At 70.3% G+C, this 12,819-nt stretch carries 13 protein-coding genes and 1 pseudogene; 7 read left to right on the top strand and 7 right to left on the bottom strand.

The window, feature by feature from the left end:
- Nucleotides 1-87: 87 nt before the first annotated feature.
- Nucleotides 88-588 (bottom strand): MarR family winged helix-turn-helix transcriptional regulator, encoded by a 501-nt coding sequence (locus STSP_RS10170; protein WP_067275023.1) that lies wholly within the window; start codon nt 586-588, stop codon nt 88-90.
- A gap of 129 nt (nt 589-717) precedes the next feature.
- On the opposite strand from STSP_RS10170, the gene STSP_RS10165 reads away from it, so the two are divergent.
- A complete protein-coding gene (locus STSP_RS10165) occupies nt 718-1,233 on the top strand; it encodes a YceI family protein (protein ID WP_067275019.1) in 516 nt (171 codons plus the stop codon).
- Between the two features lie 43 nt (nt 1,234-1,276).
- Here the strand turns inward: STSP_RS10165 and STSP_RS10160 are convergent.
- The 5 genes and pseudogenes from STSP_RS10160 to STSP_RS10150 form a co-directional block, all read right to left on the bottom strand.
- Nucleotides 1,277-1,753 (bottom strand): annotated as a pseudogene (locus STSP_RS10160) (hypothetical protein); the annotation flags it as partial.
- Between the two features lie 5 nt (nt 1,754-1,758).
- Nucleotides 1,759-3,138, bottom strand: a complete 1,380-nt coding sequence (locus tag STSP_RS10155; protein WP_067275006.1) for a choice-of-anchor A family protein — start codon at nt 3,136-3,138, stop codon at nt 1,759-1,761.
- Between the two features lie 264 nt (nt 3,139-3,402).
- On the bottom strand, nt 3,403-3,579 hold the full coding sequence (locus STSP_RS39070; RefSeq protein ID WP_157902804.1) for a hypothetical protein: 177 nt from the start codon (nt 3,577-3,579) through the stop codon (nt 3,403-3,405).
- A gap of 668 nt (nt 3,580-4,247) precedes the next feature.
- Nucleotides 4,248-4,400, bottom strand: a complete 153-nt coding sequence (locus STSP_RS36840; protein ID WP_232789575.1) for a hypothetical protein — start codon at nt 4,398-4,400, stop codon at nt 4,248-4,250.
- Between the two features lie 18 nt (nt 4,401-4,418).
- A complete protein-coding gene (locus STSP_RS10150; protein ID WP_232789574.1) occupies nt 4,419-5,234 on the bottom strand; it encodes an IclR family transcriptional regulator in 816 nt (271 codons plus the stop codon).
- A gap of 389 nt (nt 5,235-5,623) precedes the next feature.
- Between STSP_RS10150 and STSP_RS10145 the strand changes: the two genes are divergently transcribed.
- The 6 genes from STSP_RS10145 to STSP_RS10120 all read left to right on the top strand — a co-directional run bounded on the left by STSP_RS10145 (nt 5,624) and on the right by STSP_RS10120 (nt 12,007).
- Nucleotides 5,624-6,610, top strand: coding sequence for an amidohydrolase family protein (locus STSP_RS10145; protein ID WP_067274996.1), 987 nt, complete (start codon nt 5,624-5,626; stop codon nt 6,608-6,610).
- Nucleotides 6,611-6,625: 15 nt separating this feature from the next.
- Nucleotides 6,626-8,221, top strand: coding sequence for a bifunctional 3-(3-hydroxy-phenyl)propionate/3-hydroxycinnamic acid hydroxylase (locus STSP_RS10140; protein ID WP_232789573.1), 1,596 nt, complete (start codon nt 6,626-6,628; stop codon nt 8,219-8,221).
- Entirely contained in the window at nt 8,218-9,510 is a 1,293-nt protein-coding gene (locus tag STSP_RS10135) for an MFS transporter (protein ID WP_067274993.1), read from the top strand. Before STSP_RS10140 ends, STSP_RS10135 begins: the two co-directional genes overlap by 4 nt.
- Nucleotides 9,507-10,604, top strand: a complete 1,098-nt coding sequence (locus STSP_RS10130; RefSeq protein WP_067274990.1) for a maleylacetate reductase — start codon at nt 9,507-9,509, stop codon at nt 10,602-10,604. Before STSP_RS10135 ends, STSP_RS10130 begins: the two co-directional genes overlap by 4 nt.
- 37 nt (nt 10,605-10,641) lie before the next feature.
- Nucleotides 10,642-11,553, top strand: coding sequence for a dioxygenase family protein (locus STSP_RS10125; protein ID WP_078067038.1), 912 nt, complete (start codon nt 10,642-10,644; stop codon nt 11,551-11,553).
- Nucleotides 11,554-11,716: 163 nt separating this feature from the next.
- Complete coding sequence (locus STSP_RS10120; protein WP_067274987.1) at nt 11,717-12,007, top strand: zinc-ribbon domain-containing protein; 291 nt, start codon at nt 11,717-11,719, stop codon at nt 12,005-12,007.
- Nucleotides 12,008-12,117: 110 nt separating this feature from the next.
- On the opposite strand, the gene STSP_RS10115 is transcribed toward STSP_RS10120, so the two are convergent.
- Nucleotides 12,118-12,786 carry a phosphoribosyltransferase gene (locus STSP_RS10115; protein ID WP_067275206.1) on the bottom strand — a complete coding sequence of 223 codons (669 nt, stop codon included), beginning with the start codon at nt 12,784-12,786 and terminating at the stop codon, nt 12,118-12,120.
- Nucleotides 12,787-12,819 lie beyond the last annotated feature (33 nt).

Raw genomic sequence — 12,819 nt, 5'->3', positions numbered from 1 at the left:
CCAGGGCGGGACGCCCACGCTCCACGACCCCAGGAGTGCCAGGGGCAGGAGATCGACTCCGGCTCACACCAGGGGACCAGGGCGTATCTACGCGGTGTCCTCGGCGTCCGCCGAATTCGGCAGCAGGCTGCGCATCAGCGCGCAGTCATGCGGGCCCTCCAGCCCGTTGACGGCCTGGGTGACGGCTTCGGCCAGCGCCCCGGAGGCTTCCCGGAGGAGTCGCCGCGCCTTGTCGGTGAGCGTGACCTGGACGCCGCGCCGGTCGCCGCACGCGGTGCTGCGGGTTATCAGCCCTGCGTGCTGAAGGCAGGCCACCTGGTAGGTGAGCCGGGTCTTGGGGCGGCCGAGGCGCTCGGCGATCTGTGTCATGCGCAGGCCGGTGGCGGGCCCGTCGGCCAGGAGGCACAGCACCAGGAACTCGTCGTGAGAGACGCCGAGCGTCTCCTTCACACGTGAACGCAGTTGCTGCTCGATCGCACCCGCCGCAGCTAGCAGCCCCATCCATGCGCGCAGTTCGGGGGGCAGCAACGCGGACTCGCCTGCCGCATCACGTTCGGGCAGGTCGGCGAGGTCGGGAGAGTCAGCCATGGCGTCCCAGTCTACCTGTTGTCCAATTTTGGAGTATCGACTAGCCTGCGGTCATCCAGATTTGGACGACTGGGGGGCGACGCCTCCCCTGCACCTGCTGACCCCACGCAATCCCCTCAGGAGGACTTCATGACCGTGGCAATCGAAACCGGTACCTGGCAGCTCGATCCCGCCCGCTCCACGGTGGGTGTGCGGCACAAGACGATGTGGGGCCTGGTCACCGTGAAGGGCACCTTCACCGGTCTCAGCGGCGGAGGCGAGGTCGGCTCCGACGGTTCCGCCAGCGGTTCGATCACCCTGGCCGCCGCCTCCCTGGACACCAAGAACGCCAAGCGCGACACGCACCTGCGATCCGCCGACTTCTTCGACGCGGACCGGCACCCCGAAATCACCTTCGTGGTGCGCAGCGCGACGGCCGGAGGGGACAAGACGGTCCCGGTTGCCGGTCAGGTGACCGTGCGGGGCATCAGCCGTCCGCTGTCCTTCACGGCGCAGCTCACCGAGGCGAGCGCCGACGCGGTCACGCTCACGACGGAGTTCACCGTGGAGCGGGAGCAGTTCGGCATGGACTGGAACCAGCTGGGCATGATGCGCGGCCGCACCACTGTCACCGCGTCCCTCCGCTTTGCCCGCGCCACGTCCTGAGCACGCTCGAGCAAACGAGGTCCGGCACCCGTGTGGCGAGGTCTCAGCGTTCGAGGACGAGCGCGAGGCCCTGGCCGACGCCGATGGACAGGGTTGCGACGCCGGTGCCGGAGCCCTTGGCGGCGAGCTGGTGGGCGACGGTGCCGGCGAGGCGGGCGCCGGAGGCGCCCAGGGGGTGGCCGAGGGCGATCGCGCCGCCCTGCGGGTTGAGGATCGCGGGGTCGAACTCGGGCCACTCGGCCACGCAGCCGAGGACCTGGGCGGCGAACGCCTCGTTCAGTTCGAGCACGTCGAGGTCGGCGAAGGTCTTGCCCGCCTTGCCGAGTGCGCGGTTGACGGCCTCGACGGGGGCCAGACCGGAGTAGTGCGGATCGATGGCCGACACGCCGGTGGCGGCGATACGCCGGGTGGTGGAGTACAGCTCGGTGTGCCCGGCCGGGAACGGCTTGTCTGACTTGGGCAGCACGTACGGCGCCCGGGTCATCGACTCCACTCCCCCGGCCACGGCGACGGAGGCGTCATGGTCTAGCTCCTCCTGCTGCGCTGCCGTCCCGCCCGCACAGCCAGCCAAGCCCCACATGTGACCAACAGGGCCGCCACTGTGGCCGCGATGTGCATAGCGCTGGCGCCCGTGTCAGGGAGGTGGGGGCCGGCGTGGCTCGGTGCAGGAGCGGGAGTGGGCGGCTGCGGCGTGGGGCTGGGTGGACGACTGTCCGAGGGCGACGGGGAGGGGCTGTCGCTAGGAGGCGGAGCGGGGCTGTCGCTAGGAGACGGAGAGGGAATGTCCGACGGCGACGGCGACGCGCCGCTGTCGTCGCACCGCAGGTTGGCGGCGAACGGAAAGTAGTGGATCTCGCCGGCGTTCACAGGACCGCCCGACCCGGCCGTGGGACCCGCGGTGAGCGTCTTGGCGATGATGTCGCCCTGGATGTTGGTGGGATCCAGGTCGGTCAGGTTCGCGCGCGGCGCGTAGATGGTGCCGTCGAGGGTGTCGCCGTCGGCGATCGTGATGTCCGTGGCATCGGGGAAGTCCCACAGCATGTACGGGGCGTTGACACCGGACACGCCGGCCAGGTTGGGCGTGTGCCAGGTGAAGGTGCCGCCGGTGGCGGTGGTGTCCACGACGACGAGGAACGGGGTGTCGGCGGACGGCTGGTCGAGGAAGGTGAGGTTGGCGATGTTGTTGAGCGTCTCACCTGTGACGTGGAGGACATTCGTCTCGCCCGGGGTCAGTGCGATCTTGACGTTGGAACCGGGTGCCACTGTCTGCTGGTCGGGCAGCGGGTTTTCGTTGCCGTCCAGGAGGGTGACGTTGTTCGCGCATGCGGCCATGGTGTCGGCACGGTCGCGAAAGGTGGAGAAGAGGGAAGGGAAGTCCATCAGGTCAGCGGGGCCGACCGCTGCGGCGGGCTCGCGGGTGGTCAACTCGATGTGCGGAATGGCGGCGTAGCCGCCTCCGGTGCGGCCGATGTGCGTGTTGACCTCGGCGCCGTTGGCGTCAGTGTTCATGACCTGGCTCCCGGTCATGTCGCCGATCTTCACGTAGCCGTTCTGCAGCACCCTCAGCACCCCCGTCGGATCGCTGGCGGCGTAGTCGACGCGACCACCGACCAGGAGCGCTGTCGGCTGCGCGTCGCCCGGAGCTGTGAACGAACCCGGGGTGTGCAAGGCGACGTTGTAGCCGGAGCCGAAGCTCAGATCGCCCCCGATGGCGACTGGCCCCTCGCTCTCGGTACTGCCCAGCACGGCGTCACCTTCCGTGACGACACCGAATCCGTTGCTGCCGTCTACGGGGTTGCCGATCGAGACAGTGTCGGCGGCGGCGGTCCCGCCGAGCGCGGCGGTGAGCAGAGCCAGGCAGCCGCCGCAGGCGGCCAGGCTCATGGTTTTCGTTGTTGTGGCCATACGCGCACGGTAGGGAGACAGCTGGCCCCTGGGTCGGTAGGCGCCGCCTCAAGGCCATGCTCACGCAGTCTGAGTTCAGCAGAACGGACCACTCAACTGGGCGTTGCGCTGCGGCAGGTCGCCCAGGGAGTTGAGTTGAGCGAGGAGTAGGTCTGGCCTTCGGCGTCGACTTCGGCGGCTGTTTCGGCGTCGTAGAGGGTGAGCGACCAGAAGAGCTTGGACGGGGGCCAGCGGGCAGGTCGATGCGGTCGGTGTGTGGGCCCGTCAGCAGCTCGCCGCTGCGGTCGACGTAGGCGTTGGCGTACTTGGCACCCGCGCCACCCGGGAGGTCATCATGCCGGAGCTGATCGAGTAGTGGTTGATGTACATGTGGGCTTTGGCGTTGACGTCGGTGTGGCCGGTGGCGCGGTCGCGGTACTCCTCGTCGAGCAGGGTGTGCATGAAGTCGACCGCAGGTGACCCATGGCGTGGGCGGCTGCTTCAGCCATGGCGGAAGTCGCCGATGACGATGACCTGACGCCGGACGAGTTCCTCTACGTACGGGTTCGGTCGTAGGGCAGGGCCGTATGCCCAGTCCATGACGTCCAAACCGCCAACGTGTGTGACGGTAGTCGTGGATACGGAGGTCAGCGACCAACTGGGCTGCCTCGGCCGCGGAATTGCCGCGCGCAGCATTCGGTCGGCGGCGCAGGCCGCAGCGGCGACCCGCAGTGGGTCACTCCACAGGGCCTGCTCTCTCCATGGCCGTGGTGCGCGCGAAGGGTGCGCGCCGCGTACAGGAGTGCAGGGTCTCCGCTGCGGAGCATCGACGGCGTGAGCAGCATGATGAGCACGGCCGTAAGAAGGACGAGTTGCCTGTCACTGGCCGTCGGCGTCCCTTCGAGCCAGGCATTGATCCACGATGCTGTTGTCGCAGCAGCAGTGCATCGCCCAACTCGGCTTCTCAGCCGTCATCCAAGGAGACCACGCTCGCTCCACTTCACTGCTTGAACAGGCCCTGGCCATGTCCGAAGCACAAGGAGACACATAGCACCGCTGCACCACGTGGGGCATCTCGCGCTTCACCAGCCGGGCGAGGGCGGGCAGTTGACGGTACGAGGCGGCTCCGGTCAGCCGATCCGCAGCACCCCCTCGGCTCCGGCGGCGAAGCGCCCGACCCTCGCGACGGCCTCGTCGACGGCCTTGAGGATGCGCTCCGCGTCGGTGCGGAACACCTCGCCGGCGCCGGTCAGCGCGACCTGCCAGCAGCCCACGGCTGCCACACCGATAAGAGCACAGCGCTAAGACAGGTGTCCGAGCTCGTGCGACGCGGCCTTCACCGTGCTGTGCAACTCGCCGGTCACTTCTGCGAGGTGTTCCGGCGTGCCGATGCTCTCCGGCAGCACGACGGAGATGGCGAGCGGCAGCGGGTCATTCGCCGCGAACACGGGTGCCGCGATGGAGATGATGCCGGGGATGACGCCGCCGTGCGTCACGGCGTGCCCGCGCTCGCGGATCTCGGCGCGCGTGGCGGCGACGCGCTCGCGCGTCCAGTCGGCGCCCTTGGCCCGGAGTTCGTCGCCGAGCACCTCGTCCGTGAGGCTCTCGGGCAGGTACGCGAGGAAGACCTGGCCGACCGATGACGCGAGCAGGGGAAGCGTGGCACCGACCCGCACCGTCAGCGGGAGCGGGCGGGTGCCGTACGCCCAGCTCACGACGATCGGGCCGCGGTCGCCCCAGACGGCGAGGTTCACGGAGTGACCGGTGCGGTCCCTCAGCCGCATCGCGTGGCCGCTCGCGACCGCCACCTCGTTGGTGCGCCGCAGCGCCTCGGCCCCCAGGCGGCGCATGGCGGCCCCGAAGTCGTAGAGGCCCGACGCGGGGTCCTGCGAGGTCAGCCCTATGCGGCCGAGGCTGACGAGATAGCGGTGCACCTTGCTGGGCTGCATCCCGCTCGCCTGCGCGATCGCCGAGAGGCTGAGCGCGCCTCCGCCGCTCTCCAGCGCGAGCAGTACGCGCATCGCGGTTTCGACCGACTGGATCCCCTGTCGCCCGAGGCCGTCGGAAGCCGTGGGCTCCGGGTTCTCCCCGTTCTCGGTCGGGCCAGTCGACGCCACAGAGCCATCCTCTTCCTGCCGGTGCATGAACGCGCTCAGCGTATAGGAGCGCTCGGCCCGCCCTCTTCCCCGCTTTGGCCTGCGGGTTTCCGTGCGGGCGGACCGCGCGTGCGAGCTCGCACAGCAAGTTTCGCATTCACTATTGCGTAACGCCTTACGTTCTGGTGAACTGCGAGCGGTGGCCCTCCCGGCCACCCGGCCGCTCCCCGCCGCTCTGGCGGCCGACCCGGCGGCCGCCCAGAACCGCCTCCGGCTGCGAACACGCCGGCGACACCCTCACACGCCCGGCCCTCCGTCACCTCACACGCCCGGCCCCACCCCGTAGCCGCCGCTCGCTCATACCCGGCGTGTCACCCGAACCCATGCCATGAACCGAGGAGAACTCCGCAATGAAGCTGATAGGCCTCGAAGAGCACTTCGTGACCCCGGACTTGGTGGGCCACGGCGCGTCCACCGCGTCCATCGCGCAGCCGAGCGCCTGGGCCGAGGCCTCCCGGAGGCTCCTCGATCTCACCGAGGAGCGCCTCGACGACATGGACGCCGCCGGTCTGGACATGCAGGTCCTCTCCCTCAACTCCCCCGGCATCCAGGCGGAGAAGGACCCCGCGGCGGCCGTGCGCCAGGCGGCCACGGTCAACGACTTCCTGGCCGGTGTCATCGCCGGGCACCCCGACCGCTTCTCCGGTTTCGGTGCCCTGCCCCTGCAGGACCCCAAGGCCGCGGCCGACGAACTGGAGCGTGCCGTGACGCAGCTCGGCCTGCGCGGCGCCCTCGTCAACGCGCACACCCACGGCATGTACCTGGACGACCCGGCCCTGCGCGTCGTCTGGGAGCGTGCCGAGCACCTCGACGTACCGCTCTATCTGCATCCGGCCAACGGCGTCGACACCGCGCACGTGTTCTCTGGGCACCCGGAGCTCGTCGGCCCCATGTGGAGCTGGGGAGTCGACACCGCCACCCATGTCCTGCGGCTCATATTCGGCGGCGTGTTCGACGAATTCCCGAACGCCAAGCTGCTGCTCGGACACATGGGCGAGGGACTGCCCTTCGTGCTGTGGCGCATGGACTCGCGCTGGGACTTCCACGCGCACCACGGCATCGAGCTCAGGCGCGGGCGCCCCTCGGAGTACATCCGCCACAACCTCTACATCACGACCAGCGGCGTCTGCTCCCCCGCGCCCCTGCTCACCGCCCTGCTCTCGATGGGCGCCGACCACATCCTCTTCGGCACCGACTACCCCTTCGAGGACATCGAGACGGCCACGAACTTCCTGCGCACCGCGCCGATCAGCGAAGCCGACCGGCTCAAGATCGGCCACCAGAACGCGGAGAAGCTCCTCGGCCTCGCCCCCGCGGCCGCGTACGCGGGTGTCTGACCGGAGCCGGAAGCCGTGACACGCCAGCCGGAACCCGCACCGGAACAGAAGGGAACGCACGTGTACGACGTCGCCGTCATCGGGTACGGCCCCGTGGGCATGGTCACCGCGGCACTGCTCGGGCAGGCAGGCCACGACGTGATCGTGCTCGAGCGCTACCCCACCCTCTACAACCTTCCACGCGCCGCCATCTTCGACGACGAGACGATGCGGACGTTCGACCGTCTCGGCATCGCCCGCGACCTGCTGCCCACCCTGCACGTCCAGCGGAACTACGAATGGCGCAACGGCGCGGGCGAGTTGCTCATCGAGCACGACTTCGCCGCCGTCGGGGGCCAGGGCTGGGCGGAGTGGTACATGATGTACCAGCCGTACCTCGAGGAGGCCCTCGACGGCGTGGTCCGCGGTCTCGGGAACGTCGAGATCCGCATGGGCTCCCGGGTCACCGCACTCCAGAGCACGCACCACGGCGTGGACATCCACGTCGAAGGAGACGACGCCGTCGTCTCGGCCCGGTACGTGGTGGCCTGCGACGGCGGCAACAGCTTCACCCGCGGATGGCTCGGCATCGAGCAGGAGGACTACGGATTCTCCGAGCCGTGGATGGTCTGCGACTTCCGTCTGACCGGTGCCGCGGACGTCCCGAAGGCCCGCCAGGTCTGCGACCCCGAGCAGCCGATATCGATCATCTCGCTGGGGCCCCGCCACCACCGGTTCAGCTTCATGCTCGACTCGGCGGAGTCCTTCCCCGTGGAGCGGGAGCCCGACCGGGTGTGGGCACGGGTCGGCGCCTACCTCGACCGCGAGCAGGCCGAGCTCATCCGGGTCGCCACGTACACGTTCCGTTCGCTCGTCGCGGAGCGCTGGCGCACCGGCCGGATCCTGCTCGCCGGGGACGCGGCCCACCAGATGCCGCCCTTCCTCGGGCAGGGCATGTGCTCGGGCATCCGCGACGCCCAGAACATCGCCTTCAAGCTCGACGCCGTGCTGCGCGGCGCCGACGACGCACTGCTCGACACCTACCAGAGTGAACGCGAACCGCATGTGCGGGCCATCATCGCCAAGGGCATCGAGCTGGGACGCGTACAGACCATGCGCGATCCGGTGGCCGCGGCCGAGCGGGATGCCCGCCTGATCGCCCAGCGCGCGGCGAACGGGCACCCCGACAAGATGCGCTTCCCGGGCCTCGGTCCGGGCCTGCACGACGAGTCCCCGCAGGCAGGGCTGCTGATGCCGCAGGGCCGGGTGGAGTCGCACGGCACCGAGGGGCTTTTCGACGACGTGCTCGGCCGCGGATTCGTGCTCCTCGTCGACGGCCGTGACGGCACCTCGCTCGACGCCTCGGCCGCCGAGCTCGCCGACGGGCTCGGCGTGGCCGTCCACCACCTGACCGATCGCCGCCTCACCACCGAGGGGATCACCGATGTCGGCGGCGTCTACGGGCGCTGGTTCGACGAGACCGGCCGCGCCGCCGTCCTGTGGCGGCCCGACTTCTACATCCTCGGCACCGCGGGCGTCCTGTCCGACGTCCCGGCGCTCCTGAAGACACTTGCCATCGCAGTCGAGCCGGTCCAGGCTCCTGCCACCGTCGCAGAAAGGATCCGGCCATGACCGCACCGTCCGCCATAGGCCCGGCCGTCCGCAGAGTGCCCGCGAGCACGTTCATCCTGCTCGCCGCCTGGGTCGTCGCGTCCCTCGAGGGCTACGACCTCGCCGTGTACGGCGTCACCGTGCCCGCGATCCTGGGCGACCCCTCGCTCGGCATCGACAAGGCGGAGGCCGGCACCATCGGCTCGCTCGTCGGCATCGGGATGCTGGTCGGCGCGGCACTCGCCGGAGCCCTCGTCCACCGCACCGGGCCGCGCCGGCTCCTGCTCGCCGGCACCACCGTGTTCACGGTCGGCATGGCGGTCTGCGCGGTCGCCGGCGGCGTCCCGTCCTTCGGCGCCGGACGCCTGGTCGTGGGCCTCGGCCTGGGCGTCGTGCTGCCGACGATCAACGCCTTCGTCGCCGACCTCAGCCGGCCGGACCGCCGCAGCCGCAACGTCGCCCTGATCATGAGCGGCTACGCGGCCGGCGCCCTGCTCTCCCCACTGCTCGGCACGGCCCTGCTCCCAGACGTCTCGTACCGCTGGCTCTACGTGATCGGCGTGCTCCCGGTGTTCGTAGCGCTGCCGCTGGTGCTCCGGCTCCCGGAGAGCCCGTTCCACCTCAGCCGTACGGGCCGGACGACCGAGGCGAGGGCCGTGGAGGAGCGGCTGGGCCTCGCCCCCTCCGACGTCGCGCCGACCTCGGACCCGGGCCGCTGGCTCGGCCTCGGCTCGCTGCTGACCGGCGGCCTCGCGGTGTCGACCGTACTCTTCTGGGCCATGTCCTTCTGCGGGCTCCTGCTCGTCTTCGGCATCAGCACCTGGCTGCCCAGCATCATGCAGGCCGCCGGCTTCTCCCTGGGGTCGGCGCTGCTGCAGACGGCGGCCATGTGGCTGGGCGTCGGCTTCGGCGCCATCGTCGGCGGACGTGTCGCGGACGCGCTCGGCGCCAAGCGCGTCGTGGTCGTCGCGTTCCTGGTCGGCACCCTGAGCCTGATCGCGATGAGCACACGCCCCCCGACGCCCGTCATGTTCGTGCTCATGTTCATCAGCGGATTCGGCTTCATCGGTTCGCAGATCCTCGGCAACGCGTTCATCGTGACGCGGTATCCGGACGCCGTGCGGGGCAACGGCCTCGCGTGGGCCCTGTCCGTGGGGCGTTTCGGCGCCATCGTGGGTCCGTCGCTGGGCGCCTTCGTGCTCGCCTCGGGCGCCGGCGTCGAGTGGGCCTTCTACGCCTTCGCCGGACCCGCGCTCCTCGGGGCGGTCGCTGCGGGCGCCGTACCGCGGGTGCGGGCGGTGACGGCGTGACGGCTCTCCTCCCGTCTGCGGTCGTCTACGAGTCCTGGGGCCAGCGGGTCGTCTTCGGCTCGGGCACCGCCCGGGCCGACGTGGCGGCGCAGGTCGCCGGGCTGGGCGCGACCCGTGTCCTGCTGATCGCGGCCGAACGGGAACGCGCTCTGGCCGAGGACGTCTGCAAGGACGTTCCCGTCGTGGCGACTTTCAGCGCCGTCAGGCCGCATGTGCCGGCCGAGGTGGCGGAAGCGGTGCGGTCGGCCGCCCGCGAGCACGCGGCCGACCTGCTGCTGAGCATCGGCGGAGGATCGACGACGGGCACCGCCAAGGCGGCGGCGCTCACCACCGGGCTGCCGATCCTCGCCGTCCCCACGACCTACGCCGGTTCCGAGGCGACCCCTGTCTGGGGTCTCACCGAGGACGGCCACAAGCGCACCGGCGTCGACCCGAAGGTGCTCCCCCGCGTCGTCGTCTACGACGCCACCCTCATGCTGTCGCTGCCGACACGCCTGTCGGTGACATCGGGGCTCAACGCCCTCGCCCACTGCGTCGACGCGTGGTGGGCACCGCGGCACAATCCGATCAGCTCCGCGCTGGCCGTCGAGGGCGTCCGGTCGCTGGCGTCCTCGCTGCCGCGCATCGTCGCCGACGGCCAGGACGTTGCAGCCCGTCGCGACATCCTGTTCGGCACCTACCTCGGGGCCGTCGCCTTCGCCGGTGCCGGTTCCGGACTGCACCACAAGGTGTGCCACGTCCTCGGCGGCGCGTACGACCTCGAACACGCCGCCCTGCACTCCGTCGTCCTGCCGCACGTGGCCGGCCTCAACCTGCCCGCTGCGCCCGACGCGGCGCGCCACCTCGGAGCGGCGCTCGACGACGGAACCGACCCCTTCGACGCGCTGCTCGACCTCTACGCGACGCTCGACCCGCCGCGCTCGCTCCACGATCTGGGCCTCGCCGAGCAGGAGCTCGACCGGGCCACCGACCTGGTCATGGCACAGGTGCCGGACACCAACCCGCGCCGGGTGACACACAACGCGATGCGGCAGCTGCTGGGGCGCGCACACCGCGGAGACACCCCGGTGCTGGTCCCCCTCACCGACGTATGAGACACGGCCCCCGACCCTCGATCGAAAGAGCACATCGATGTCAGAGACGGCAGACGAACGCACCGCCGACATCCTGGATGTCAGTGGGCTACAAGGCCGCCGCGAGCAGGAGGTGACCGACAAGGTCGTCGCGAGCTTCGACTCCGCGAAGGACGAACGGTTCCGCGAGGTGATGCAGGCGCTCGTGCGGCACGCCCACGCGTTCGTACGCGAGACCCGGCTCACCGAGGACGAGTGGACCGCCGCGATCGAGTTCCTGACGGCGGCCGGACGCATCACCACCGACACACGCCAGGAGTTCGTGCTGCTCTCGGATGTCCTCGGCATCTCCATGCTCACTGTCGCGGTGAACGAACCGAACCTCGGTGACGCGACGGAATCCACCGTTCTCGGTCCGTTCTTCGTCCAGCACTCGCCTCGGATCGAGCTGGGCGGCGACATCGCGCACGGGGCGAGCGGCGAGCCGTCGTGGGTCAGCGGCGCGGTCACGGACACCGACGGCAACCCGGTCGCCGGGGCGCGCATCGAGGTGTGGGAGGCCGACGACGCCGGCATGTACGACGTCCAGTACGACGACGGCGCCCTCGCGGGGCGCGCACACATGTTCACCGACGCCGAGGGCCGCTACCGGTTCTGGGGTCTGACCCCCACGCCGTACCCGATCCCGGACGACGGCCCCGTCGGCCGGCTCCTCGCCCATGCGGGCCGTTCACCGATGCGCGCACCGCACCTGCACTTCAGGGTGACGGCGCCCGGCTTCCACACGCTCACCACGCACATCTTCGTCTCCGGCGACCCGTATCTGGACACCGACTCGGTCTTCGGCGTGAAGCACTCGCTCATCCGTCCCTTCGACCGTCACGAGGCCGGTACGCCGGCGCCGGACGGGCGCCGACCAGAAGGCACGTGGACGTCGGTGCGCTTCGACATCGTCCTCAGGGCGGAGTGAGGGCTCCTCCTCCGGAGCGGGTCCGGAAGGGGCACGGCATCCGCCCCGGCCATCGGCCGACGCGGGGTCGCGAAGCGACGTGCACCACACTGTCTTCTGTGACCCCATCTTGCCGCTCGCTGGCACTGTGCCGGCAGGCACTGACCCGGGAAGGACCAACGGCGTGATCATTTTCGGCACCAAGGGCTACCTGTACCAGCTCGCCATACTGACGCTGGTGTGCGGCCACTGCGGCAACCCCTCCGCGCACACGCTCAAGAAGCGCGTCACGAAGTTCACGCTGTTCTTCGTGCCGCTGTTCCCCTTCTCGACGAAGTACATGACGCAGTGCACCTTCTGCGGCGCGGAGCAGAAGCTGACCAAGGAGCAGGCCGAGCAGCTGCAGGCGCAGGGTGCGAGCGGCCAGGGCGTTCAGACGCACGGGCAACCGCGGCAGCAGCCGTACCAGTCCTGAGTACCGGCAGGTGGACCATGGCATGGCCGGCCGGCGGAGGCGGGTCGCCCCCGTCAGCCGGCCGGCCAGGTGGCCGGGACGGGTCAGGTGATGGGCTCGGCTCCGCTGGCTCAGCTTCGCTCTCTCAACTCAGCGGAGAGCCTGCTCAGGGTGTCGATCACTTCTTGATCGGTCACCTGGCCGAAGTCCTCGTACCACTCGTCGGCGGCGTACAGGGATTCCGGCGCTTGGTGCAGGCACATGAGGTCGGCGCTCTCCTCCCGGAGCGTGGCGGCGGTGCTCGGGGCGCAGACGGGGACGGCCACAATCAGCCGAGCGGGCTGCCGGCGTCGCAGATGGCGCACGGCAGCACGCATCGTGACGCCGGGGGTGAGCCCGTCATCGACGAGGATCACGGTCCGCCCTTCGATGTCCGGTGCGTGGCGGCCGCTGCGGTAGAGAGCTTCGCAGCGGTACAGCTCGGTCCGTACCCGGGCAACGTACGAACCGAGCCTGTCCTCGGTCAGGTCGAGCATCGCGAGGGCCCGTCGGTCGTACAGAGGCGGGTCGTCGGCGACGATCGCGCCGATCACCGTCTCCGGCGCGCCGGGGGCACAGATCTCCTGGGCCACGAGGACATCGAGGGGCGCGTGCAGGGCGCGGGCGACCTCCGCGGCCACAGGGACGCCCCCGCGCGACACAGCAAGGACGAGGGTGCCGGCAAGCTCACCGTCGGCTGCCCATACCAGCAGCCGGAGGCCGAGGTCATCGCCGGCGTGCCGACGGTCGTGGAATCGCATGTGCCTCTCCTGCCAGAAGAACGACCGGTCCGC

This window comes from Streptomyces jeddahensis (assembly GCF_001642995.1).
Taxonomy (GTDB): Bacteria; Actinomycetota; Actinomycetes; order Streptomycetales; family Streptomycetaceae; genus Streptomyces; species Streptomyces jeddahensis.
The sequence above is the reverse complement of the archived record's forward strand: the minus strand, read 5'-3'. Positions and strand labels throughout refer to the sequence as shown.

What these genes read in the sequence shown, in the direction of transcription:
- STSP_RS10155 (WP_067275006.1), bottom strand. Translation starts at nt 3,138, where the DNA reads ATGGCCACAACAACGAAAACCATGAGCCTGGCCGCCTGCGGCGGCTGC.
- STSP_RS10165 (WP_067275019.1), top strand. Translation starts at nt 718, where the DNA reads ATGACCGTGGCAATCGAAACCGGTACCTGGCAGCTCGATCCCGCCCGC.
- STSP_RS39070 (WP_157902804.1), bottom strand. Translation starts at nt 3,579, where the DNA reads ATGCACACCCTGCTCGACGAGGAGTACCGCGACCGCGCCACCGGCCAC.
- STSP_RS10135 (WP_067274993.1), top strand. Translation starts at nt 8,218, where the DNA reads ATGACCGCACCGTCCGCCATAGGCCCGGCCGTCCGCAGAGTGCCCGCG.
- STSP_RS10170 (WP_067275023.1), bottom strand. Translation starts at nt 588, where the DNA reads ATGGCTGACTCTCCCGACCTCGCCGACCTGCCCGAACGTGATGCGGCA.
- STSP_RS10125 (WP_078067038.1), top strand. Translation starts at nt 10,642, where the DNA reads ATGTCAGAGACGGCAGACGAACGCACCGCCGACATCCTGGATGTCAGT.
- STSP_RS10115 (WP_067275206.1), bottom strand. Translation starts at nt 12,786, where the DNA reads ATGCGATTCCACGACCGTCGGCACGCCGGCGATGACCTCGGCCTCCGG.
- STSP_RS10145 (WP_067274996.1), top strand. Translation starts at nt 5,624, where the DNA reads ATGAAGCTGATAGGCCTCGAAGAGCACTTCGTGACCCCGGACTTGGTG.